Source organism: Sphingomonas lacusdianchii (assembly GCF_022664395.1).
Taxonomy (GTDB): Bacteria; Pseudomonadota; Alphaproteobacteria; order Sphingomonadales; family Sphingomonadaceae; genus Sphingomonas; species Sphingomonas lacusdianchii.
Genome location: NZ_JAKRET010000009.1, coordinates 156,025 through 177,872, shown reverse-complemented (window position 1 = coordinate 177,872; position 21,848 = coordinate 156,025). Strand labels below are relative to the sequence as shown.

At 66.7% G+C, this 21,848-nt stretch carries 20 protein-coding genes and 1 tRNA gene; 2 read left to right on the top strand and 19 right to left on the bottom strand.

Annotated features, from left to right (window positions below; genetic code table 11):
- Positions 1-274 precede the first annotated feature (274 nt).
- From MF607_RS13805 to MF607_RS13790, 4 genes are all read right to left on the bottom strand, one after another.
- Positions 275-3,658, bottom strand: a complete 3,384-nt coding sequence (locus tag MF607_RS13805) for a DEAD/DEAH box helicase (protein ID WP_242119731.1) — start codon at positions 3,656-3,658, stop codon at positions 275-277.
- Positions 3,659-3,678: 20 nt separating this feature from the next.
- A complete protein-coding gene (locus MF607_RS13800; protein ID WP_242119729.1) occupies positions 3,679-5,628 on the bottom strand; it encodes an ATP-binding protein in 1,950 nt (649 codons plus the stop codon).
- Positions 5,629-6,003: 375 nt separating this feature from the next.
- The gene (locus MF607_RS13795; protein ID WP_242119727.1) at positions 6,004-7,194 is read right to left on the bottom strand and encodes a tyrosine-type recombinase/integrase; all 1,191 of its coding nucleotides are present in this window, start codon (positions 7,192-7,194) and stop codon (positions 6,004-6,006) included.
- A 153-nt stretch (positions 7,195-7,347) separates the two neighbouring features.
- Positions 7,348-7,440 (bottom strand) — tRNA-Ser (locus MF607_RS13790).
- A 164-nt stretch (positions 7,441-7,604) separates the two neighbouring features.
- Between MF607_RS13790 and MF607_RS13785 the strand changes: the two genes are divergently transcribed.
- Complete coding sequence (locus tag MF607_RS13785; protein WP_242119725.1) at positions 7,605-8,321, top strand: DUF1134 domain-containing protein; 717 nt, start codon at positions 7,605-7,607, stop codon at positions 8,319-8,321.
- A gap of 96 nt (positions 8,322-8,417) precedes the next feature.
- On the opposite strand, the gene MF607_RS13780 is transcribed toward MF607_RS13785, so the two are convergent.
- Complete coding sequence (locus MF607_RS13780; RefSeq protein WP_242119723.1) at positions 8,418-9,746, bottom strand: dihydroorotase; 1,329 nt, start codon at positions 9,744-9,746, stop codon at positions 8,418-8,420.
- A gap of 45 nt (positions 9,747-9,791) precedes the next feature.
- On the opposite strand from MF607_RS13780, the gene ygfZ reads away from it, so the two are divergent.
- Entirely contained in the window at positions 9,792-10,529 is a 738-nt protein-coding gene (gene ygfZ / locus MF607_RS13775) for a CAF17-like 4Fe-4S cluster assembly/insertion protein YgfZ (RefSeq protein WP_242119721.1), read from the top strand.
- 37 nt (positions 10,530-10,566) lie between these two features.
- On the opposite strand, the gene MF607_RS13770 is transcribed toward ygfZ, so the two are convergent.
- The 14 genes from MF607_RS13770 to MF607_RS13705 all read right to left on the bottom strand — a co-directional run bounded on the left by MF607_RS13770 (position 10,567) and on the right by MF607_RS13705 (position 21,739).
- A complete protein-coding gene (locus MF607_RS13770; RefSeq protein ID WP_242119718.1) occupies positions 10,567-11,376 on the bottom strand; it encodes an APH(3')-I family aminoglycoside O-phosphotransferase in 810 nt (269 codons plus the stop codon).
- 98 nt (positions 11,377-11,474) lie between these two features.
- A complete protein-coding gene (locus MF607_RS13765; RefSeq protein ID WP_242119716.1) occupies positions 11,475-12,596 on the bottom strand; it encodes an OmpA family protein in 1,122 nt (373 codons plus the stop codon).
- A 107-nt stretch (positions 12,597-12,703) separates the two neighbouring features.
- A complete protein-coding gene (locus MF607_RS13760) occupies positions 12,704-13,204 on the bottom strand; it encodes a DUF2793 domain-containing protein (RefSeq protein WP_242119714.1) in 501 nt (166 codons plus the stop codon).
- Positions 13,204-15,318, bottom strand: coding sequence for a GTA baseplate fiber-binding domain-containing protein (locus MF607_RS13755; RefSeq protein WP_242119712.1), 2,115 nt, complete (start codon positions 15,316-15,318; stop codon positions 13,204-13,206). Before MF607_RS13755 ends, MF607_RS13760 begins: the two co-directional genes overlap by 1 nt.
- A gap of 9 nt (positions 15,319-15,327) precedes the next feature.
- Positions 15,328-15,687 carry a C40 family peptidase gene (locus tag MF607_RS13750; RefSeq protein WP_242119710.1) on the bottom strand — a complete coding sequence of 120 codons (360 nt, stop codon included), beginning with the start codon at positions 15,685-15,687 and terminating at the stop codon, positions 15,328-15,330.
- On the bottom strand, positions 15,684-16,466 hold the full coding sequence (locus MF607_RS13745) for a DUF2163 domain-containing protein (protein WP_242119708.1): 783 nt from the start codon (positions 16,464-16,466) through the stop codon (positions 15,684-15,686). The genes MF607_RS13750 and MF607_RS13745 overlap by 4 nt, the downstream gene beginning before the upstream one ends.
- Positions 16,463-18,751, bottom strand: coding sequence for a DUF2460 domain-containing protein (locus MF607_RS13740; RefSeq protein ID WP_242119705.1), 2,289 nt, complete (start codon positions 18,749-18,751; stop codon positions 16,463-16,465). Before MF607_RS13740 ends, MF607_RS13745 begins: the two co-directional genes overlap by 4 nt.
- 1 nt (position 18,752) lies before the next feature.
- On the bottom strand, positions 18,753-19,304 hold the full coding sequence (locus tag MF607_RS13735; RefSeq protein WP_242119703.1) for a tail tape measure protein: 552 nt from the start codon (positions 19,302-19,304) through the stop codon (positions 18,753-18,755).
- Complete coding sequence (locus MF607_RS13730) at positions 19,297-19,488, bottom strand: phage tail assembly chaperone (RefSeq protein ID WP_242119701.1); 192 nt, start codon at positions 19,486-19,488, stop codon at positions 19,297-19,299. The genes MF607_RS13735 and MF607_RS13730 overlap by 8 nt, the downstream gene beginning before the upstream one ends.
- Positions 19,485-19,796, bottom strand: a complete 312-nt coding sequence (locus tag MF607_RS13725) for a GTA-gp10 family protein (RefSeq protein ID WP_242119699.1) — start codon at positions 19,794-19,796, stop codon at positions 19,485-19,487. Before MF607_RS13725 ends, MF607_RS13730 begins: the two co-directional genes overlap by 4 nt.
- On the bottom strand, positions 19,793-20,200 hold the full coding sequence (locus tag MF607_RS13720) for a phage major tail protein, TP901-1 family (RefSeq protein WP_056402265.1): 408 nt from the start codon (positions 20,198-20,200) through the stop codon (positions 19,793-19,795). Before MF607_RS13720 ends, MF607_RS13725 begins: the two co-directional genes overlap by 4 nt.
- A 467-nt stretch (positions 20,201-20,667) precedes the next feature.
- Positions 20,668-21,048: a DUF3168 domain-containing protein gene (locus MF607_RS13715; protein WP_242119781.1), complete on the bottom strand. Its 381-nt coding sequence runs from the start codon at positions 21,046-21,048 to the stop codon at positions 20,668-20,670.
- On the bottom strand, positions 21,045-21,248 hold the full coding sequence (locus MF607_RS13710; RefSeq protein ID WP_242119696.1) for a hypothetical protein: 204 nt from the start codon (positions 21,246-21,248) through the stop codon (positions 21,045-21,047). Before MF607_RS13710 ends, MF607_RS13715 begins: the two co-directional genes overlap by 4 nt.
- Positions 21,245-21,739, bottom strand: coding sequence for a head-tail connector protein (locus MF607_RS13705; protein ID WP_242119695.1), 495 nt, complete (start codon positions 21,737-21,739; stop codon positions 21,245-21,247). The genes MF607_RS13710 and MF607_RS13705 overlap by 4 nt, the downstream gene beginning before the upstream one ends.
- Between the last annotated feature and the right edge of the window lie 109 nt (positions 21,740-21,848).

The following is a 21,848-nucleotide window of genomic DNA, read 5'->3' as shown; positions in this document are numbered from 1 at the left end:
CGTCCAAACCTGCACGCCATTTGATAACAACCGGTTTCCGATTTCCTGATTCATCATCAGATGGAGCGCTATGTCAAACGTCTAAAATGGGCGGCACCGGCCGGAAGGTCATGGGACAAACCCGACGTTCCCTTACGATGGGTTCAATGGCAGGTCTGGCAAGCAGCGGACATTCGGCTTCCGCTAGAATTGAACCACACAAAGACAGAGAGCGACTTTCTGCAGACTGGCGCTTTCAGAGCGGTTAGAGACGACAAGCGGACGCACGGTGACCCTAATGCGCGAAGATCCTCAGCTTGGCGTTCGCGCGGCCGCATGTCGTCGACAGGCCGTCGATGTACATGATCAGCTGCCGGGTCCGGTTGGTCAGCGTGTTCGCCAGCGCACGTTCGCGCGCAGTCTCAATGTTTAGCAACCGGCCTGCGACGAGCCAGACCTCCTTGGCGATGCGGCGATCTCGAAGCGCCGCGCGTACCGTATCGGCAATGTCCCCAGGGGCAAGCCCTCTGCTGTTACGGAAGATGCGGATGCTTCCCGATGGTGGCGCTGGGATGGTGGTCTTATTCGCGGTGTAGGCACGCTGCCACCGACCGTTCTCGATTTGGGGCGCCGAGGTCAGGAAGAACCCCAGCGATGCCGCCACTTGGCGCCCAACCTCCTGGATGGCTGTCACGGAAGCGCTTTCGTCACTCTCGTCCTTTCCCAGGGCCTTTGCGTGGAGCAACACCACCTTGCTGTCTGAGACCAAGATGAAGTCAGCCATCTCCTGGCCGTCGTCGTCGAGCAGGACGAGGGGGAACTCCTGCAGCGCCTCGGCGTAGGCGTCGGGCGCGGGGCCGGTGAGGTCGATGTATCTGCTGGTCAGTCCGAAGATCGACTCCTTATGCCACTTGGCCTCATCGCCGATCGCCCACGCGGCCTCGCCCTTCTCTAAGAAAGTATTTTTGAGCGCCGGCACGGCCACGGCGACGTCGAGCGCCGGGACACGCCCGTCCGACACGATCTCCCGCGCCTTGGCCCACTTACCGTGCATGTAGACCTTGTCGGCCTCATCGGTGAGGACGCGGAACGCCTGGTCGGCGTTGATCCGCTCGGTTAGCGTCATGACCGTGCCGGACGCCGAGAGGCCCTGCTGGAAAATGTCGTTGAGTCCGTCGCTCGAGATCGCGTAGCGGCCGGACTTGGGATTGTAGTTGATCGAGCAGCCCACTTTGCTGCCGTCGATCATCGTCACTTGGAAGTGGCCGGCGTCAATGTCGGCGCAGAGGTCGAGCACGGACGGTGCCTTCGGTGTCGACGGCTGCCCCTCGCGGTCGGCAATGAAAACTCCAAAGTCGTCCAGCGGCTGCAGATCAAGCAGGATATTCCGAGGCTCCTTCGCCTTGTCGGGGTCTGGTGTCGTCAGCTGCGCGAAACGATCGAAAACCCGGTTGCCCGCTGTCACGGCGGTGAGTTCGCGGTCGATGTCGGTGGCCCACCTCACGTAGTCGTCGACGCCGACGCGGCGTACGCTCGCGTCCGTAACCTTGGAGCGGCTGAGGCCCAGGTAGCGTGCGGTGCTACCGACGTATCCCGCGACGTTGGTCGGAAGCAGTACCGCATCCAGCAGGTCCGTGAACGTGTCCTCAAAAGAGGCGGTGCTGGTCGTCGTCGTCCGGATCGCGCGATCCGCCATTTCGAGCGATGCGGCGGCCAGCTTGGTGATGCGGACCTTCCGGTCGTTGCTGCTTGGGCCGAAGAGCCGGACGAGAATTTGCCTATCGAGCCGCGTGACGCCGATCTTGCTGGCGTCGAACGGCATACCGTCGGTATCGAACACGAACAGGCGGTCGTTGATCCGCACCATCAGCGTGACCCCGAACTGCCATTCGGTAACGAAGTGGCGGCTCAGGTATGGGCTTTCGTCGACGGTGAAGAAGGTCCAGCCCCAAACGCCTTCGGGCAGGCCGATGACTGGGTGGACCACGAAGCGGTTGCGGGCGAGGATGCCCTCGCGAGTCTCTGTTTCCGCGAGGGTCGCGTCGAAGTCCGGACCGATGGCGAAGATCGCGGCGCGGCGGGGGACCAGAAGATCGCCACAGTGCAGCGGACCCATCACTGGGAGTCTCTGGCGGAAGCGACCGTCGACGTACTGTTGGTTCGGCATTGCCGGGACGATCTTTTCGGGCAGGTAGGCCTCGCCGGGGATGATGCTGGCTAGGCTCTCCCCACCCGCGGTTTCAAAGGCCAGGTATTGTGCCCAGCTAGTCTGGAGGCGTGCGAGCTGCTCGGCGTTGCGTGCGACCACCGTCGCCGTCTGAATCTCCTGGCGCTTTGCATCGGTCGAGCGCAGCACCCGGCCGATCTGTTGCACGAGCTGGCGGTCGTTCGTGAAACCGTCCAGTATCGCGACAGCGACGAACATCGGATCGTCGATGCCCTCAAGCAGTTTCGTTTGGTGCAGCCAGAAGGTCGCTCCTGCGGCCTTGTTCTGCGCCTCCCTTACCGTGACGAAGCGAAGCGGATGCAATTTGCGGTTATCGCCCTTACCCACTTGATCATGGATCAGCACCGCGTCCGTCTGGCCTTTCCCCGCGAGGAGGGGCTGTAACGTCGCGAGCGCGCTCCATGAAGCGGCGCGCACGATGATCTTGGATCCGGCTGGGCGGTCCTTCGTGAGCAAGGGTGCGAGATCGAGCAGCTGGCCTGCAAATGTCTTGATGGCCGATGCGTCGCCGTCGGTTAGCGCTTGGTCAGTATCCTCGACAGAAGAGTTGATGGCCGTCGCACTGCCGTTCTGCGCGTCCAGCGTGGCGAAGCGCACGGCCCTCACAATTTTGGCGTCGGCCGCCTTCGGAAACGGGAAGTTGTAGGCGAACGAGCCGCGTACGGTGAAAAGCTTGTAGTCGTTGCGGAACGGGGTAGCGCTAAGCAGGATAGTTGGCCGCGCGAGTTCTCTAACGCTCCGGCTCCACGACGGCGCCGGCTCATAGTGCCCCTCGTCCACGACGACGAGGTCGAACGTGCCCAGAAGATCAAGGATGCGGTCCAGCCGGGCGAGCTCCGCCACCTTTGCGTCCTCCAGCGGACCGCCGGCGGCCTTGCGCCTCAACTTGTCTCGATCCGTCCGGATCTTGTCGAGGGCTTGGAGGGTGCCGACAAGGACGGTTCGGTCGCTACCGCCTGCCCTGTTGCATATCTGTTCGGTTCGCGTCTTGTTGGGCAGCAGAATCTCGATCGACGCCGGCTCGACGCCAGAGCCCGACCAAACCTCGTCTCCCGGCTCTGCGCATCCCATGTTCGCCCAAAATCGGTGCCGAATGTCGGCGTACATTTGCTGAACCAGGCCTTCCCTTGGCGTTAGCACCAGCGCGCGACGAACATCGGGGAGGCATCGCGTCAGCACGGCGATGACCCCCGATTTCCCGCTACCCGTCGGCATCTTGATGAGAGCCCCTTCGCTTTCGCCCGCCTGTTGCGAGACACGGACGTAGGCGGCTCCGAGAGCTATTGCCTCCTTCTGGTTCTGCCATAGGGATAGGCCGTTCGGCGTTCCGGTCCAGACCGGAAGGTCTTCGAGAACCTTAACGTCCGCAGCGTAGGCGATACCATCGAACTTAGAGGTGTCGGGCACGTCGAAGGTCGTGTTCCGACCATGATGGACAAGGTTCGACCCCACTCAGTTCACTCCGAAATAGCTTAGCGTATCGCCGACACGGGATTGTCCAACGACAGGCCGATTTGGCGCGGATATTTGGACGTAAGATAGGCATCGGGATCGAGGCCATGGGTGTGGAGGAACGGCGCATCTTTTAATTTATCACGCAAGCCTAGCATCCGTTTCTCGGCGCGTTTGACAAAGGTTGCATAGGTCATCGGGATGATCGTGACGCGTCCATCGTATTTTGTGTCGATGCCTGCCTCAGTGCTCTTGATCTGCGATCCAAGGACATAACAGGTGACGGTGGCGGCGTCGGTCAGGATACCCTTATCGAGCAGCTCCTCCACATAACGCCACGGCTGATTTTTCTCCTTGCCGCCTATGATTACCCCAGGCTTTTTGATCTCTGTGATGACCAAGCGCGCGACGCCGTCGACCTCGCCGCCGAGATCGTGAGAATCTCGGCTATAGAAACCGACGCTGCCGTCAGGCAGCATGACGAAGTCGGGGCGCTGCAGCGATCCTTTCTGATTCTTGCCGAAGATCTTGTTGATGACAGTGGTCATGCCGCGATTGCTGGTGAACTCGAGGCTTTCGAACTCAGGCCCGAACACCCACAGGCTCCGCTCGAACAGCGGCTGCAAGTCGGCGACCTCATCCATCGTTTCGTCGTGGAGCTTTGCATCGAGTTCAGCGATGAGCTTCAGGCGAGTCTGTATTTCATCGAGTGCGAGCTTGGCAGTGCGCACGGTCCAGTCGGCGAGGATCGCATAGAGCTCATCTAGGTCGCCCGGCTTCATGTCATGGAGCTTGGTGATCAACGCGTATTTGGAGGTCGAGAGTTCGAGGTTTGCGAGCACGCCAGCGACCTGCTCAACTGTTTCAAGGTTCATGCTTGGGCAGGTATCGACCACTTGGTCAACGAACTCGTTCCACCGATCTCGGCTGACCGGCGGGAGCTTTGAGACAGTCGCACCGAGATTTTCGCGGACAGTTTCCTTGGCGTCGCGCCGCCGGTCGGCGCTGGCCTCGTTCAGATAGTCGCGAATTTTTGCATGAACCGCTGCTTGCGTAGTTCGCCAGCCCGCATTGTTTGGCCAGAAGCCAGACCAGTCGGGCAGCACGTCGTCTCCGAGAAAGTCGGCCCGGGCTATGAAAATGAAGCGTTTTGCTTCGCTACTGCGCCCATCGAGCAGTCGTTCCTGATCGAACCCGGTCCAGCCAGGCTTGCCGACAAGTCGATTGTTTACACGCCACGCGATACCGTGCTGACGCGTCGTCCGGTCGGCCTTTTGGGTGTCGATGATGATCAGATGAGCAACGCCGTAGCCGGGAACGTCGATATCGATCGTACTTAGCTGATGCTCGGGCACATCATCAAAGGTAATCCGCGTGCCATTGATCGTGACTGTGAAATTGGGATCTGCGAGAAAGCGTGTTCCGATCACTTCGCGCGCAGCCTCTGCGCTCATCCCCATGGGCAACGGGTTGATTGACGAGATAACCGTGCCGTGGCCAGGCACTTCCTCCCGCATAGCGATCCGCTCGATTAGAAATGGCTGGGTAGCACTGCGTCGGACTTCGAAAGTTACCTCAATGCCGTCGCGCCAAGTGCGTACCTTGTAAGCCTCGCCGAACCGGAAGGCGGCATGACGGCCCTTGCCGTTGCGACCATATGGTTCGCGCGGTTGGAGTCCGCCCAGCTCGGGTGGTGGGAGCGATTGCTTCCCCTGCGCGCGAACCCGGTCATAGTCGAGCGTCCGCCATCGCAAGCGAAGTTGAGCCTCCGACATACCCTTGCCGTTATCTTCAATCTCAAAATAGCGGTCGCTGCCAGCTTCGGGCCAAACGATATCGACGCGTGTGGCCCAAGCGTCCCATGCGTTAGCGACAAGTTCGACGATCGCGATGGCCGGATCTTGGATGATCGACCCGGCATGACGTTCCAAGAATCGGTTATCAAAAAATAAGCTGGCGTCGTCGGACATTCGCTCCCCCCAGAGATACCGTAGCAATGACACCAAGGGCCGTCCACAAGCACCCGAACCAAGGATTCGTCAGGCGCAGGACGAGGCTGACTGGATGCTGAAAAGAACAAGCGGCAGCTTTCGTCAGAGCTGGACATTCAATAGAGCGCCGTCAAGCGTCGTGATCTGGTCGCAAACGGCCGCTCCACTTTTTAATCGAGGCCGCAAGCGCCCCACAGCATAAGTTGGTCATTGGGGGCAGCCGACCGCGCCAGTTGCCGGCTTAGCGCAATCGGTCAGGAGCGGGCGGGTCGAGGGTTAACAGGGGCCGCAGGACCTAAGAAGGGTTTGGCGCACCTCCCACTCTACAACTCCTTCCCCTATTCGAGGCCAAGCTCAGGCCTTGGACTCGTCGTCCCGGTTCTCGTCCGACGGAGGGGGCGTCTTTTTGGAAAACGCCGCCCATTCCCGCATGAGCAACCGGCGTTTGTCGAGAAAGTCGGTCCGGCGATAGGCCGCCTCGACCTTATTCGAGACCGTGTGGGCGAGCGCTGCCTCTGCGATCTCCCCCGAATAGTCCGTCTGCTCCGCAACCCAGTCCCGGAATGCCGACCGGAACCCGTGCACCGTCACCGCGAGGTCCATGTCACGTATGATTTTGAGGAGCGTCATATCTGAGAGCGGCTTCTTCACGTTCTGGCCTGGGAACACCAAGTCGCTGGCGCCAACCTTGAACGCCTTGGCGCGCTCGAACACCGCCACCGCTTCGGGTGCGAGAGGCACGACATGCACTCGCCCCATCTTCATCCGTTCAGCGGGGATCGTCCACAATGCCGCTTCCAGGTCGAGCTCCGACCAAGTCGCCCCCCGAATTTCGCCCGACCGCGCCGCCGTCAGAATAAGCGCTTCCAGCGCCACGCGCCCAACCGATTCCCGCTCGCCCAGCTTCTCGAGGAACTTGGGCACGGATGCATAAGGCAGGGCCGCGAAATGGTTCTCCTTTTTAGGCTGACGAGGCAGCCCCTTGGAAAGCGACCGCATTGGCGCTTCGGTCGTGCGAAACCCGCGTGCGTACGACCAGTCAAGAACGGTGCCGATGCGTTGCCGTACGCGACGCGCCGTTTCCGGCTTCGTCAGCCAGATGGGAGCCAGCACGTCCCGGATCAGGGGGCCTTCAATCTCGCTGACCAAGCGGTCACCCATCTTGGGGAAGGCGTAGCTCTTCAGCGTCGCTATCCATTGATCCTGATGCTTGCCGTTCTTCCACGCATCCTTGTGTTCCTCATGGACCATCTCGGCGGCCTTGCGGAACGTTGGAATGACCTGCCGCTCCTGCTTCCGCTCCGCGACAGGGTCGATGCCTTGCGCGATCTTCTGGCGTGTGAGGAACGCAGCCTCTCTGGCATCCTTGAGAGAAACCGCTTTGAGTGAGCCCAGCCCGATATCCTGGCGTTTTCCCTTATTCTGGATTCGAAGAACCCAGCTGGCTGCCCCTTTGCCGTTGATTTCGAGAAACAGGCCGTCCCCGTCCGAATAGCGTCCGGGCTCGATCAGCGATCGAATCTTGAGCGCAGTGAGCTTTCCCATGCCACCTCACCTCAATTTTTCCCCACACTTTTCCCCACACTTCGCGTGAGATTGTGTCGGATCGAGTGAAACGCAGCGGCACAAAAAAACCGCTGATTTCCGGGCTTTTATAGCAGATTTAAGGGATTTTTGCCAGCCGCGCAGGGGCATAAATGGCGGAGACGGAGGGATTCGAACCCTCGGTAGGAGTAATCCCCCTACGGCGGTTTAGCAAACCGCTGGTTTCAGCCACTCACCCACGTCTCCCAGGCGCGTCACGCCTTGGAGTGCGGGCCTATAGCGGGGGTTGTGGCGGCGATCAACTCCCTACGTTGAACGTAATTGCGCGCCGATCGAACGCGCGTTCATTGCAGGGACAGGCGCTTGGCCGCTATCGTGTGCGAACGGGCATGCATGCGGGGAGTAGCGTAATGAAACGGTTGATCGGGTGGATGGCGCCGCTCTTGTTACTGGCGGTCCCTGCCCAGGCGCAGGTGCGCACCGTCGACCCCAATGACGCGATCGACGGCGATCTGGCGCCTGCCCCGGCGCCACAGCCGACCCAGCGCAGCGACGTGCCGCCGGCCTATCAGCAGGAGCCGGCGCAGCCGCAACCGCCGGTTAATCAAACCCCGCCCAGCACCACCGCGACCAGCGCCGCCAACGATACGTTCGAACGCGACGACCTGATCGGTGCGGCCGAGGGCGTGTTCGGGCGCGGCGCCGAGGGGCTGGCCGGCATCATCGAAAATATTCTGAAGGATCAGGGCAAGCCCAACGCCTATATCGCCGGGCGCGAGGCGGCGGGCGCGTTCGTCGTCGGCCTGCGCTATGGTTCGGGCATCCTGAACCACCGGGTGGAGGGCCAGCGCCCGGTGTACTGGACCGGGCCGTCGGTCGGCTTCGACGTCGGCGGCGATGCGACCAAGGTCTTCGTGCTGGTCTACAACCTCTATGATTCGCAGGAGCTGTACAAACGCTTCCCGGCGGCCGAGGGGCGGGCCTATTTCGTCGGCGGATTTTCGGCCAGCTATTTGCGGCGCGGCGATGTCGTGCTGATCCCGGTCCGCCTCGGCGTCGGTTGGCGGCTGGGCGCCAATGTCGGGTACATGCGCTTCAGCGAGAAGCAGAAATGGCTACCGTTCTAAGGCGCAGCGGGGCCGGCAACCGCCGGACTCCCGCCAGCCCGGCCGGCGGCTGCAAGCCGACCGACGCCGCGGGCCAAGCCCGCGGCGCCACCCACCTCACCGCCGAAACGCAGTAGACTCGAACCGCACCGGCGCGCCCTGCGCCTCGCCGACCAGTTCCGCTTCCCACATCGCCGTCCGCCCACGCACGATCGTCCCGACAGGCCGCCCGGTCAGCGTATCACCGGTAAAGGGCGACCAGCCGGCGCGCGACGCCAGCCAGCTTTCCTCGACCGTCCAGCGCCGCTTCAAGTCGACCACGGTGAAGTCGGCGTCATAGCCGAACGCGATCCGCCCCTTGCCCGCCAGCCCGAAGATGCGCTGTGCCCCGGCGCTGGTCAGGTCGATCAGCCGCTGCAACGTCAGCCGCCCTTCGGCGACATGGTTCAGCAGCAACGGCAGCAACGTCTGCACCCCCGGCATGCCGCTCGGCGTCGCCGGATAGCGCTTCGCCTTTTCCTCGATCGTGTGCGGCGCATGGTCCGATCCGATCACGTCGGGCACGCCCTGGTTCAGCCAAAACCACAGCCCGTCGCGATGCGCGCCCGACCGGATCGGCGGGTTCATCTGCGCATAGGTGCCAAGCCGCGGATACGCGTCCTCACCGGCCAGCGTCAGATGCTGCGGCGTCACCTCACACGACGCGATATCCTTGTTCGCGCCCAGCAATTCCAGTTCGGCGGGCGTCGTCACGTGCAGTACATGCACCCGCCGCCCGGCCGCGCGTGCGAGGCGAAGGATGCGCGTCGTCGCGATCAGCGCGCTTTCGTCGTCGCGCCACACCGGATGCGACGACGGATCGCCATTCACCCGCTCGCCTTCGCGCGCGATCATCCGTGTCTCGTCCTCGGCATGGATCGCCACGCGCCGCTGGCCCGATCGCAGCACGCGGAGCAGGTCGTCATCTTCCGACACCAGCAAGTCGCCGGTCGACGATCCCATGAAGATCTTGACGCCCGCCGTCCCGGGCAGGCGCTCGAGTTCGTCGAGATGATTGGCGTTGCGCGCGGTCGCGCCGACATAGAAGGCATGGTCGCAATACATCCGCCCCTTGGCACGGGCGAGCTTGTCGGCGATCGCTTCCTCGGTATCGGTCGCGGGCTTGGTGTTCGGCATCTCGAACACCGCGGTCACCCCGCCCATCACCGCCGCGATCGATCCGGTGGCGAGGTCTTCCTTATGCTCCAGCCCCGGCTCGCGGAAATGGACCTGCGTGTCGATCACGCCCGGCAGGATGTCGAGGCCCGTACAGTCGATCGTCTCGCCCGCATCGCCGGTCACGCCGATGCCGGCGATGCGGCCATCGGTAATGCCGATATCGACGTGCGCCGGGCCGCCGGGAAGGTGGACGGTGCCACCGGTAAGCTTGGTATCGAAGGTCGCCATTGCCGCCTCTTGTAGCCAGGGGGTGGGCCGTCCTACCTGTTGACCATGACCGTTACCACCCCCGGAACCTGGCTCGCCGACCGCGCCGTCCTGCGCATCGCTGGCAACGAAGCGCGCCCCTTTCTGCAGGGGCTGGTGACGCAGGACATGGCGGCAGTCACGCCCGCCACCCCGCAATGGGCGGCGCTGCTGAGTGCGCAGGGCAAGGCGCTGTTCGACTTCATCCTCTGGGCGGACGATGACGCGATCCTGATCGATTGCGAGGCCGATGCCGCCGACGCGCTCGCCAAGCGACTGACCCTGTATCGCTTGCGGCGCGCGGTAACGATCGAGCGCAGCGACCTCGCCGTCCATTGGTCGCCGACCGGCACGCACGGCGTTCCTGATCCCCGACTGGCTGCGCTCGGCCAACGCTGGCTGGCGGCGCCCGGCGATCGTGCCGAGGGCTGGACCGAACACCGCCTCCGCCACGGCGTGACCGAGGGGCGCGCCGAACTCGGCGATGGCCAGACGCTCTGGCTCGAATGCAATGCGCGCGAACTGAACGGGGTCAGCTTCACCAAGGGCTGCTATGTCGGCCAGGAAAATACCGCGCGGATGAATTATCGCTCGACCGTCAACCGGCGGCTGGTCGTTGTGCCGAGGACAACCCCCGGCCCGCGCACCCGGCTGATATACGAAGACCTCGGCCTCGCGGTCGAACATCGCAAGGTCGACGATCTGGGCGATGCCCTTCGCCCCGACTGGCTGGCCGCGGCCCTTGGCCGGGATACCACAGCGTAAATTCCGATCCGCTAGGGGCCGATCGAATGCTTTAACCTCAGAAGAATTCGTCGAGCATCAGGTGGAAGTCGACCTTCCGCCGGTCAGGCTGTGCGATACCATAGCGTTCGAACATCCGCCGGGTCAGATCGCCGTCGAACTCGTCGAGACAGTTGGCGAGGATCGCCAGATCCTGATAGCGATCGGCGACTCCGACGCGCCCCAGATCGATGCAGCCGACGACCCGACCATCGTCGATCAGCAGATTGTCGAGTGAGAAGTCGCCATGCGTCACCACCGGATCGGGCATGCGCGGCAGCAATCGCTGCATCGCATCCCACACCTGTTCCGCACTCCATCCCCGTCGGGCCGCGTCGAAATCGTCCGTATCGACCAGCCCCGCATCGATCCGCGCCCGCGCTGCCGCAGTCCGAACTTCATGCCCGCTGTCGAACGGACAGTGACGGACCGGAATAGCATGCAGCGACTTCAGGAAATCGGCCAGCGCATCGACAACCTCGCCGCCCCGCTCGGGCTCGGCATCGAGAATCTGCCACGCTGTTCGCCCCGGCAACGCCTTCGTCAGCAGCCACGCGGTATCGGCGCTCACCTCGCACCGCACCAGCGCCGGGACGGCGATCCGGCCGGTCAGCCAGCGCAACCGCACCATTTCGTCGACGATATCGCCGGCGACCGTGCCGTCACCGTGTTTCAGGAACAGGTCGGGCGCACCCGTCTTGCCATGCAAACGATGGATCACCCCGCCCGACTCGCCCACCCGGTCGCGCGCCCATCGATACCCTGCGACGTCGGCGACCAAGCCGCCCGGCACCGCGCTCGGTGCGCAAGCGTGCTCCCGCTCGTTCATGTCCGCCCCCCGTTCTGAGCACCCTGTTCTGCCCATACGAAAAGGGAGGCCGGTTGCCCGACCTCCCTTCCGGAAATTCTGCTTCGAAAGAAGCTGAATTACATGCCCGAACCCGGACCGTAGGTGATTTCCACGCGACGGTTCTGCAGTTCGCGGACGCCGTCGGCGGTTTCGACGCGCGGACGGGCTTCGCCGAACGCTTCGGTCGAGATCACGCCACCCGAGATGCCGCGGCCTTCCATATACGCACGGACCGCGTCAGCGCGACGCTGCGACAGACCGACGTTGTACTGGGCCGAACCCGAACGGTCGGTGAAGCCTGCCAGCATGACGTTGGCATTGCCGCACGACTGGTAGTTCGAGATGGCGTTGTCGAGAATGCCAGCCGCTTCCGGCGTGACGTCCGACTTATCCCATTCGAAGAACACGATGTACGGTCCAGGCGTGCAGGTCACGACCGGGGCCGGCGGGGTCGGTTCCGGCGCCGGCGGCGTAGGAGCAACCGGTTCCGGCGGCAGCGGAGCCGGCGGCGGCGGGGTCGGCGCACCGAAGTTGAAGGTCAGACCGCCGAGCAGGCTGTGCGACCGGAAACGGCCGTCATAGCCGACGCCACGGACGTTCACGAGGCGAACGTCATCGGCGTTGAAGAAGCGATACTTCAGCGAAACGTCGACATTTTCGCTCAGCGGCGCGCGGATACCCGCCAGAGCCTGCCATGCGAACACGGTGTCCGAATCGTCGAGTGCAGCAAAGCTGTTGTTCACGCGATAGTCGTGCGCCTTGACGCGCGCGACACCGGCACCGCCGCCGACGAAGCCGCTGATCGCGTCGTCATCGCCGAAGTCGAGCAGGGCATTCGCCATGAACGACAGCGCCGAGGTGCGGCCGCCGCCGCTGTAGGTGCCTGCGCCGACCGCGGTGGTCGGGCCGGTTGCGATCGAACCGGTGGTGCGCAGTTCGTCGACGGTCGCGCTCTTGTAAGCGACTTCGGTTTCGATGCGGAGCGCACCGAAATCGTAACCGACGGTGCCACCGACGTCATAGCCATAGTTGCTGTCGACGGTGGTGACGCCACCAGCCGGCGTGGTCAGATCATAGTCGATGTCTTCGACGATCATCGCGCCGCCTTCCACACCCACATACCACGCGTTGTCGCGGGCGAGGGCGGGAGTTGCGAGCGCAGTGGTCGCGAGCGCCAAAGTGACGGCAAGCTTCCGCATTCTAGTCCCCTTTCACAGTTGTCCTACGGACAGCGCAAACCAAGTATCGAAGCGATAGTTTCCGCGCAAGCGCACAAAATTCGCGGTGTTGCACGATTGTCACGGATTCAGCTGGCGATCAGGCCATGCCCGCGCAGTGCCGCCAGCATCGTCGCGAGCGTCTTTCGCGCCTCTTCGTCGCGTACCGATCCACCCTCGGGGGCAGCAATCGCAGTATGTTGCGCGCCGACCACCTGCACGCCGTCGATGGTCAACCGGGCCCCGCGCAGCTCGCCGACGCGCCACGCGCCCCCGCGGAACTCCACGGTCGTTTCGCTGCCGGACCACCATAGCCGCATGCCTTCGCGCGGGGCCGCGAATCGCCATCCGCCCTCGGTCATGCCCGCAATGTGCCGCGCCTTGCCCGCCCAGACGCCGGTCGGCGCCGGCCCGACGATCCAGCAGCTACCGGGCGACGCGGTCGCCGGCGGCACGTCCTCGGCAACGCCGGCGACGCATCCATGCAACAGCAGGTCGATCAGGGTCAGCGCCTCGTTATGCGTCATTTCCTTTTGCGCCTGCGAGGCATGCAGCAGCGGCAGCGACAGGCGGCTCGTCTGTTCGGTCATCACTTCGTCTCCGGTCGATAGGTCGTCGTCGCGGCGGCCGATGCGCCATTGGTCCCGATCTGGCGGACCGCGATGGACAGCGGCGCGGTCGGCGGCGCGATCCGCAGCACCGGCTCGGCGACCTCGATCGTGCGACCGTCGGCCAGCGTCACGCGATACGCCTCGCGCTCCTCACCGATCGGCACCTCCGCCCCGTCGCGCCAAGCTACCACGCCGCGCGCACAACGGATCCAGCGTAACTCCAGCATCCCGCCCCGCAGCTCGGCGGTCAGATGCACCGGCGCCGGCGGCACCAGCCCCGGCCCCGCCGGCACGATCGTCGCGGTCGCGACATCGTCGGCGGCAATCCCCACCGCCATCGCCGTCAGCGTCCGCCCGACCGTCGGCACCGGCTCCTCGATTCGCCGCAGCGTGGCAGGGTCGAGCAGTACGAACGCCTCGCCCGCCCGGTGCCCCGCCATCGCCGCAGCCGTCCCGCGCCGCCCGCGCCACAATCGCGACAGCCGCCAGCGGGCAGCACCGATCCGCTCGGCCCGCGCGAACTGGAGGATTTCATCGCCGACCAGCGCCGCATTGCCGCCACGTTCCAGCGCTGGGCCGTCGATCCCGGTCAACGTCATCGCATCATGCAGCAACGTCACTTCGATACTGGTGCTGCGATCCTCGATCAGCGTGCTTGCCGGGCCGGGGGGCAGCGTCACCGTGCCGATCACGCCCGGTGCCGCGCTGTCGCCGATCTCGGTCCAGCCGCCGCCATCGTCACCGGTCAACAGCATCGCGCGTCGCCAGCCATCGCGCGTTCCCGCCGCCACCGCCGCGACGCCCGGCACGTCATCGCCCGCCTCCGCCGGCAGTTCGACCAGTATCAGCCGCGTCGTGCCCGCGACCCTATCGGCCGCCAGTCGCGGCTGCCCGACCGCCGCCGGCGCGGGCAGCGTCGCCGCCGCGATCCGCACCAGTTCGAGCGTGATCCGCATCGCCTCGATCCGGGTCCGGCGCACCCGCCACAGCCCGGCCTCACCGGCGATCGCCACCCGGTCGCCGGCAGTGATATCGATCGTTCGCCAGTCGAGCACGACCGTTCGCACTTCCCCCGCCAGCACCGCCCGCGCCGCGAGGTCGCCGGCAATCGCCGCCGCCCCCGCCGCATCCAGCACCGCCGGCAGCTCGACCCGCAGCATCCGCCGCGCCCCGCCCGGCCGCAGCACCTGCTGCACCCCCGCCTGATAATCGCGCGCGATGTCGTGATAGGCGATGGCGACGTCGCTCGGCATCATCGGCGGTCGCCGCCATGCGGGCGCCTCGCCCGCCGGCCCGTCATCCACGATCGTCCGCGCCGCCCCGCTCCCGATCCGCAGCACCGTGCCGTCGCCATCGGGCGCATACCAGCCGCCCAGCGGATCGACCAGCGCCGCCACCGCATCGCGCACGCTGGCCCCGCTCGCCGCATAGCCGATCAGCGCCGGCCCCTGGCCTTCCGCCCGGATCGCACCCTCGCCCAGCACTTCCGCGATCCGCCCGACCGCCACCGGCGCGTCGTCGGCGATCACCTCAAAGGTCAGCGACGGAATCCGGTTGCCGAAATCGGCGAGCGCCAGATCCTCGAACACCGCATAGGCGATGCCGCGATGCGCCGGCGCGTTGCCGATCCCGACGATACTCTCGATCAGCGGGTCGGGCGCCTGCGTCTCATCGCCGGGATACCAGCGAAACCCCGTGCGCGTCTTCCAGTCGCCGGCAGCCCCCCGCAGCAGCTTCCCCTCTGCCCAGATCCGTCCGATCCCCCGGATCGGCCGCGCCGACAGCGCGACGGCGAACGACGCCGAATAGCTGTACTGCCGCACCCGCGACGACCCCTTGCCGCTGGTCGTCGTCGCCTCGCGCAGGTCGGTCGCCCAGATCACCGTCCCCGCCACGCGCATCGCCCCGAACAGCTTGGGGATCGCCGCGCCATAGCTGGAAAGCTGCACCTGCAATTCGCGCAGCCGCGGCCCCTCGCGCGGCGGGCCGGCAAAGAGCTGGTCGTCGATCGCCCGCCCGGCCATCGCCCCGACCGCCGCCCCGATCGGCCCGGCGATCGCGCCCCCCACCACGGTCAGCACTACCGTCGCCATAACGCTCTCCTATTTCTGCCAGATACTTACGACCGGCCACGGCACGTCGCGCCGCTCGACCACCCGCCGCGCCACCGCGTCGGCGTGGATGATCCCCGCGCCGGTCGACAGCCCCAGATGCAGCTGCCCCGGCCCACTGCGCAGCAACAGCACATCGCCCGCCGCCGCCGCGGCAACCTGCCGGAACCCGGCATCCGCCAGCACCGCCGCGACCCGCGCCGCATCGCCGCACCGCCCCGGATAGTCCGCCGGCACCGCCACGCCATGCGCCCAGCCGACCAGCCCGACACAGTCGAACCCGTCGCCCCCACGCCCCTGCCGCCGGAACCGCGTGCCGACGACGCTGCGCGCCCGCTCGACCGGAGTCATGCCCCCGGATAGCGCGTCAGCAGGTCGATCCCCGGCAGATACGGCTCGCCCCGGAAATTCGCGACATTGCCGAACCGCTCGCGACAGGTGTCAAGCGTCCCGTCGCACCCCTCGCTCAATTCGACCAGCGCTCCGACACCATCGAAGCGCGGCGGCAATTCCAGCGTCACGCCCTCGCCATCCGCATCAAGGATCATCGCCGAAAGCCCGCCATTCGCCCCGCCGATCCACCGCAGCCGACCGCGCGCGAACGGCGCGCCCGCCGCCAGCGTCAGCCGCCCGCCATCCTGCGCCACGACCCGCACGATCCGCCGCCGCGGTGCCATCGCCACCCGGCACCTACGGTCGCCCAGCGTCGCGCGACAGCCGGGCGAGGTCGTCTCGACCACCGGCGCGTCCAGCCGCACCTCGCCCCCCAGCAATTCCGCCGAAAAGCTCCCCCGCCGCGTCTCGACCCCGCCGATCCGCCCGGTCGCGACCGGCACCGGCGCGCCCGGCGCTTCCCAGTCGACCGCGAACACCGCCACCCGCGCCCCGTCATAGCGCCCCGCCGATAGGTCGCCTGCCCCGATCGCACCATGCGAGAGCGCTCCCTCCACCGCCATCACCGCCGTATCGAGCGTATCGTCGCGCACGATCGCCGACGGCACCATCCCCGGCGCCGCGCGATAGGTCAGCCCGTCCACCTCCAGATCGCGATCATGCGCGGTCAGCCCGATCGTCACCCCGTCGCGCCGGTCGATCCGCCAGCACCAGGTCAGCGTCGTCACCGCGCTCATGCCTCGCGCACCTCGATCAGCGGCACGCGGGCGGCACTGCCCGCGCCAAAGGTCGCGCGCGTCACCTGCAACCGGTCCTCGGCAAAGCGCACCGGCACATCGAACGCGAACCCCGCCGTCACCACCACGCCCTTGCCCGGCGCGACATCCAGTTGCACCCAGCCCCCGGCGACCACCGCAAAGCCCTGCGTTTCGGTGCCCCCGACGCCGACCCGCACGCTCCCCGCCACCGGCCGCGTGATCCGCCGCTCCATCGCACCGTATCGCTTCACCAGCGCGAACCGCGTCGTCACCCCGTCGCCGGTCCCGATCGCGACATCGCCGAACGCCGGCGGCGCGCCGGTCGCGTGATCGAACGGGTCCTGCAAGCGGAACGCCCGCGCCGGCCCCAGCCGTGCCCGAAAAAACTCCAGCAGCACCGCCACATCGCGCTCCGACCGCACCCCCGGTCCGACATCATAGCGGGTGCGCGGCTCGGCCCAGTCGACATTGCGCGCCTCGGCGCCCCCCGCCGCCACCGCGATCGCCGTCGACGTCTCGGGCATCACCTCCGCCTGCGCGCCCAGCGCCAGCGGAAAGCGCACATCATCATACGCCTCCATCGCCCCCTCCTCCTCAAAATAGGTGAACCCGTCGCGCAGCACCTGCGGCAGCGCCCAGACGAAGGTCTCCGCCACACCTCGCCCCCGCGCGACCTCCGCCGCCGCCGCGATCGCCGGCCATTGCCCGCGATCTTCCGGGCGCAGCACGAACCCGGAGAAATAATGCTGCTCACCGACCGGATAGCCGAGCCGCACCCCCGCCGCGCTCACCCCGCGCGCGGTCGCGCCGACATTGCCGGTCGCCGCCCAGTCATAATCCTCCAATTGCAGCACATCGAATGCCGGCTTCGCCCAGCCGACCGGCAAATTGGCCCGCTTCACCTGCGGACTGGCCGCGTCGAGGATCGTCGGCAGATAGGCGAGCAGCAACGCCTCCTCCGCCCCCGCACTTCTTGCCACCGCGACCAGCGCCGCCGTCGATGCCGCCAGCACCTGCCCCGCCCGGTCGAGCAACGCCCGCTTGGCCGCATTCAGATCGCCGCGCACATCGTCGATGACGACCGGATCGCCGCCCAACGCCATCTTCGCTGCGGCATCATACAGGCAGATGCGATGATCCGCCGTCACCCACCACCATGGCTCGCCAACCTGAAACCGTGCCCTGCCGCCCGCCGCCCGCGCGATCCCGACAAACGCCCGGGCCACCGCCTGCAGATACGCCATCGCCCCCGAATGCGCCGGCGACAGCAGCGTCGACGGCGGCACCCATCCGGTCAGCGCCGGCGACCCATCGCTCGCCCGCTGTTTCCAGTCGCCCCAGCAATGCGCATCGAACAATTCGTAGCTGAGCGACCAGATGACATCATAGCCCAGCGTCCGGGCACGCCCCGCAAAGTCGCGATGCCACGCCGCGCACGGCGCATTCAGCACGCCCCCGGCCCGCGACACGAACAACCCGTCGCCCGACCGCTCGAGCCGGAAATAATGGCTCATGCCCACATAATGGACCAGCGCCCCGCGATACCCCAGCCGCAGCGCATTGTGCAGCAACCGCGCGGGCGTCAGGTGATAGCTGTCGTCATAGCCGCTGGCGATGCGCAGCCCATGTTCGGGCACGATCACGTCGCCGACCGTCAGCACCGATCCCGGCCCCTCGCACCGGATCGCCGACAGCTCGACCCAGCCCTCCGCCGGACCGCCAAGCAACCCGGCACCGCCATCATAATCGGGCGGCACCAGCGACACGAACATCCGGTCGACGTCACCCGCCCAGACCGGCACCGCATCGTCGGGTAGCTTGTAGCCCCCGACCACATTCGCGAAATCGATCGCGATCACGGCATCGTCCGGCGTGCCCGTGGCATAATTCCACAACCGCACATACCATGCCCGTGCGACACCCCCGGCATCGCGCCCCTCGATCGTCAGCACGGGGCCATGCGTCGCATCCAGCGCCCGCACCCCACCCGACCGCCAGCGAAACCGCAGCGAACAGCCGCGATAATCGCGCGACGTTTCATAGCGCAGCAACGGATGATCGTGCCGGTCCTCCGATGCCCAGATCAGCCCCGCCAGATCGTCGCGCCGGTAGAAGACGCAGTCGACCCGCAGCGCATCCGGCGCGGTCGTCACCACCGACGCCATCATCGGCCTTGGAAAATCGACGGTCCAGTAAACGGGGTCGAACCGCGTCAGCACCCCCGCTTCCTGCACCGTCCGCTGCTCGGCCAGCCAATGCCCCATCTCACGCCTCCATCAGCGCGGCGCGCACCGCCCGCGCGACCTGCCGGCTCGATTGCTGCAGCGCGCGCGGCGCATCCTGCCCCGGTGCATGGACCGTGATCGCAACCCGCACCTCGCGCGCCTGCCCTGCCTGCATCGGCACGACATGCCCGCTGCTGGTCGGTACGAACCATTCCGGCCCGCGCTCGCCGACGATATAGGGTCGCGCCGGGCTGACCGGGCCGCCCGTGGCCCGCCCCGGCGCGCCGCTCACCAGCGCCCCCAGCACGCTGGCGATCCCGCCCGCCGTGCCGCCGCCCGCGCCGGTCTTGCCCAGCACCGCCGCCGCCGCGATCTCCGCCAATATCTTCAGCGCCGCGTCGCGCAGGCTGTCCAGATCGAGCTTGCCGGTGCGGATCGCGCGGCCCAGCGCGCTCTCGATCGCGCGCCCCGCCCGCTCGACCCCGCCCTTGAACGGCCCGTCCAGACTGGCCTGCATCGCCGCCACGTCGCTCGCGAACCCGGCGGTATCGGCGCGCACGCGCACGATCAGCCGTTCGATTTCCTCATCCATCGGGAAAACGCTCCTTCAGCATGTCGATCGTCGCGCGGTCGCAGGGGGCGGGCGCATCGCCCCGCACCGCTTGCACCAGCGCGTTCAGTTCGGCGGGCGTCGCGCCCCAAAAGGCATCCGGGCTCCACCCGAACGCCACCCCCGCCAGCCCGGCCGCCCGCGCCGCGCTTTCGGCGAACCTCACCGCCCGCCCAATATCTGCGCGATCAGCATTTTCAGCGCGGGCGTCGCCGCCGCGATCCCGGCGGCCGTCACCGCCTCGGCAAACTCCTCGCGCGACATCGCCACCGGATCGCGCAGGCAATGCCACAACAGCGCGACCAGTTCGCCGAGCATCAGCCGCCCCGCCGCCGTGCGCTCGACCAGCGCGAACAGCGAGCCAAGTTCCCCCTCCGCCGCGACCAGCGCCGCGAAACTGGGCCGCAACACCAACGTCTCGCCCCGGACACGCAGACTGGCCTCGCCGCGCGCCGTGTTCGCCGCGCCGCTCACGCCGACACCACCGGGCCGGAGGATTCGAGCGCCAGCGTGTAATTGCGCTCGCCATTATAATCGCCGGCATAATCGAGCCGCGTGACGAGGAACCGCCCGGTCATCGTCTCGCCCCCTTCGAACGTCAGCCGATACTCGTCGATCGTGCCGGCAAGCGCATTGCCGCGCAGCCGCACCTCCGCCGCCGACCCGGTGAACACCCCCGCCCCCGACACGCTGACCGACCGCACCCCCGCCCCCGACAGCAATTCGCGCCACCCGCCCGAATCCTTGCTGGTGATCGCCACCGCCTCGCCATTGACGCTCAACTGCGTGGTCCGCAGCCCCGCGACCGTCGCATAGGCCACCGGCACCGCCCCGTTCCCGATCTTCAACAGAAACGCGCTACCCTTCTCCGCCGCCATATTTTCCTCCTGATGTTGTCGATGCGCCCGATCGCCGCCCAGGCGACACCTCTGCCAAAAATCCACCGTGTCCCCGCGAAGGCGGGGACCCAGGGCCACATGCGCAAGCCGTGGTTTTGCTTGGCTCTGGACCCCCGCCTGCGCGGGGGTACGGATGGATTTTTTTTGGGTAGGGTATTTTCGCAGAAGTCCCGCGAAGGCGGGGACCCAGTGCGACACACGCTACCCTTTCCCCGCTCGTACCCCGGCGAAGGCCGGGGCCCAGTTGGGGGACGCTGCTGTGTCGTCGGAACCGCGCCGCAACCGGACCCCGGCCCTCGCGAGACCTGCGAAAGTCCGCGCGCGACGCCGCATATTTGCCGTACCCCCGCGCAGGCGGGGGTCCAGAGCCAAGCAAAACAACCGCTTGCGCTTGTAACCCTGGACCCCGGCATTCGCCGAAGTCCGACCCTCCCGACCTGCGACCCTCAACCCGCCAGCATCCGCACCCGAAACTCGACCGACCCGACCCAGCCCTTGCCGTCGCGCATTACCCGGCTGCGCACGAACACCAGACTGACAATCCGCCATCCGCTAAGCGCGACCGGCGCCGACAGCACCGCCCCCTCCGCCGCCGCCGCCAGCGTCCGCAGCCGATCGGGCACCTCGCCATCGTCGAACAGCTGCACGACCACGCGCCCCTCGCGCCCGGCGGCATCCTTGGTCCCCCAGTCGGACAGCACCGGCATGTCGACCACGACGAACGGCCTCGCGCTCCTGACCGGCGGCGCCTCGAACACGTTTGCCCCCGCCAGCACCGCGCGCAGCCGCGCGACCAGCATCGCCTGCAACAGCGTCCCCGCGATCATCGCTTCCACCCCGCGATATCCTGCAATCGCGGATCGACGATCGTCCGCCGCATGAGGCTGCGCCCCGACAGCACGACCGCGTCGCCCTCGACCGCGACCGCCACCCCCGGCACGTCCTCCGCTACCGCCGCAACCCGCGCCCGCACCATCTCCGCCCGCCGCTCGGCCACGGCTTGGCCGAGCACCAGCGCCGCCCTCATCGCCGCGCCCCCGTCAGCCGCATCCGCCGCCACGGCCGCCACAGCGCCCCCACCGCCGCCGGTGGCGCGGCGCTCGCCGTCCGTTGGTCGAACAGATGCGCGACCAGCAGGACCACCCCCTGCGCGACCGGCGCCGGCACCGCGTCCCATGTCGCCGCGATTCCGGCGGTGAAGTGCACCGGGCTGGCCGCCGCCATCCGTACCCATCCGGTCCCGTCGCCATCGATATCGATCGCCGTGACCGGCGGCACGGCGATGATCGCGCTGACCGGCACGACCGGCAGCGCCCGCCAGTCGCTGCACCCGGCCATCATCGCATCATGCGTCCGCTCGATGATCGCGGTCCCGGTATAGGCCTCGGCCAGCGCCAGCGCGCTCGCCGCCAGCCGATCGATCGCCGCATCCTCGGCATCGCCGGTGATCCGCAGATAGTCCCGCACCGCCGCGCGCACCCCCGCGATCGCCGCCGCCGGAAAAGGCGCTGCGCTCATTTCATTCTCCCGTTTTTTGATCCGCGCACGCGGATGGCGGTGCCGGCGCGCTCCCCCTCCCGGCCACCCACACGGTATCCTCGATGGGTGGCCGGGCGGGGGAGTGGGC

Coding starts and splice junctions, on each gene's coding strand:
- MF607_RS13800 (WP_242119729.1), bottom strand. CDS start 5,628: ATGTCCGACGACGCCAGCTTATTTTTTGATAACCGATTCTTGGAACGT.
- MF607_RS13795 (WP_242119727.1), bottom strand. CDS start 7,194: ATGGGAAAGCTCACTGCGCTCAAGATTCGATCGCTGATCGAGCCCGGA.
- MF607_RS13785 (WP_242119725.1), top strand. CDS start 7,605: ATGAAACGGTTGATCGGGTGGATGGCGCCGCTCTTGTTACTGGCGGTC.
- MF607_RS13780 (WP_242119723.1), bottom strand. CDS start 9,746: ATGGCGACCTTCGATACCAAGCTTACCGGTGGCACCGTCCACCTTCCC.
- ygfZ (WP_242119721.1), top strand. CDS start 9,792: ATGACCGTTACCACCCCCGGAACCTGGCTCGCCGACCGCGCCGTCCTG.
- MF607_RS13770 (WP_242119718.1), bottom strand. CDS start 11,376: ATGAACGAGCGGGAGCACGCTTGCGCACCGAGCGCGGTGCCGGGCGGC.
- MF607_RS13765 (WP_242119716.1), bottom strand. CDS start 12,596: ATGCGGAAGCTTGCCGTCACTTTGGCGCTCGCGACCACTGCGCTCGCA.
- MF607_RS13760 (WP_242119714.1), bottom strand. CDS start 13,204: ATGACCGAACAGACGAGCCGCCTGTCGCTGCCGCTGCTGCATGCCTCG.
- MF607_RS13755 (WP_242119712.1), bottom strand. CDS start 15,318: ATGGCGACGGTAGTGCTGACCGTGGTGGGGGGCGCGATCGCCGGGCCG.
- MF607_RS13750 (WP_242119710.1), bottom strand. CDS start 15,687: ATGACTCCGGTCGAGCGGGCGCGCAGCGTCGTCGGCACGCGGTTCCGG.
- MF607_RS13745 (WP_242119708.1), bottom strand. CDS start 16,466: ATGAGCGCGGTGACGACGCTGACCTGGTGCTGGCGGATCGACCGGCGC.
- MF607_RS13740 (WP_242119705.1), bottom strand. CDS start 18,751: ATGGGGCATTGGCTGGCCGAGCAGCGGACGGTGCAGGAAGCGGGGGTG.
- MF607_RS13735 (WP_242119703.1), bottom strand. CDS start 19,304: ATGGATGAGGAAATCGAACGGCTGATCGTGCGCGTGCGCGCCGATACC.
- MF607_RS13720 (WP_056402265.1), bottom strand. CDS start 20,200: ATGGCGGCGGAGAAGGGTAGCGCGTTTCTGTTGAAGATCGGGAACGGG.
- MF607_RS13715 (WP_242119781.1), bottom strand. CDS start 21,048: ATGATCGCGGGGACGCTGTTGCAGGCGATGCTGGTCGCGCGGCTGCGC.
- MF607_RS13710 (WP_242119696.1), bottom strand. CDS start 21,248: ATGAGGGCGGCGCTGGTGCTCGGCCAAGCCGTGGCCGAGCGGCGGGCG.
- MF607_RS13705 (WP_242119695.1), bottom strand. CDS start 21,739: ATGAGCGCAGCGCCTTTTCCGGCGGCGGCGATCGCGGGGGTGCGCGCG.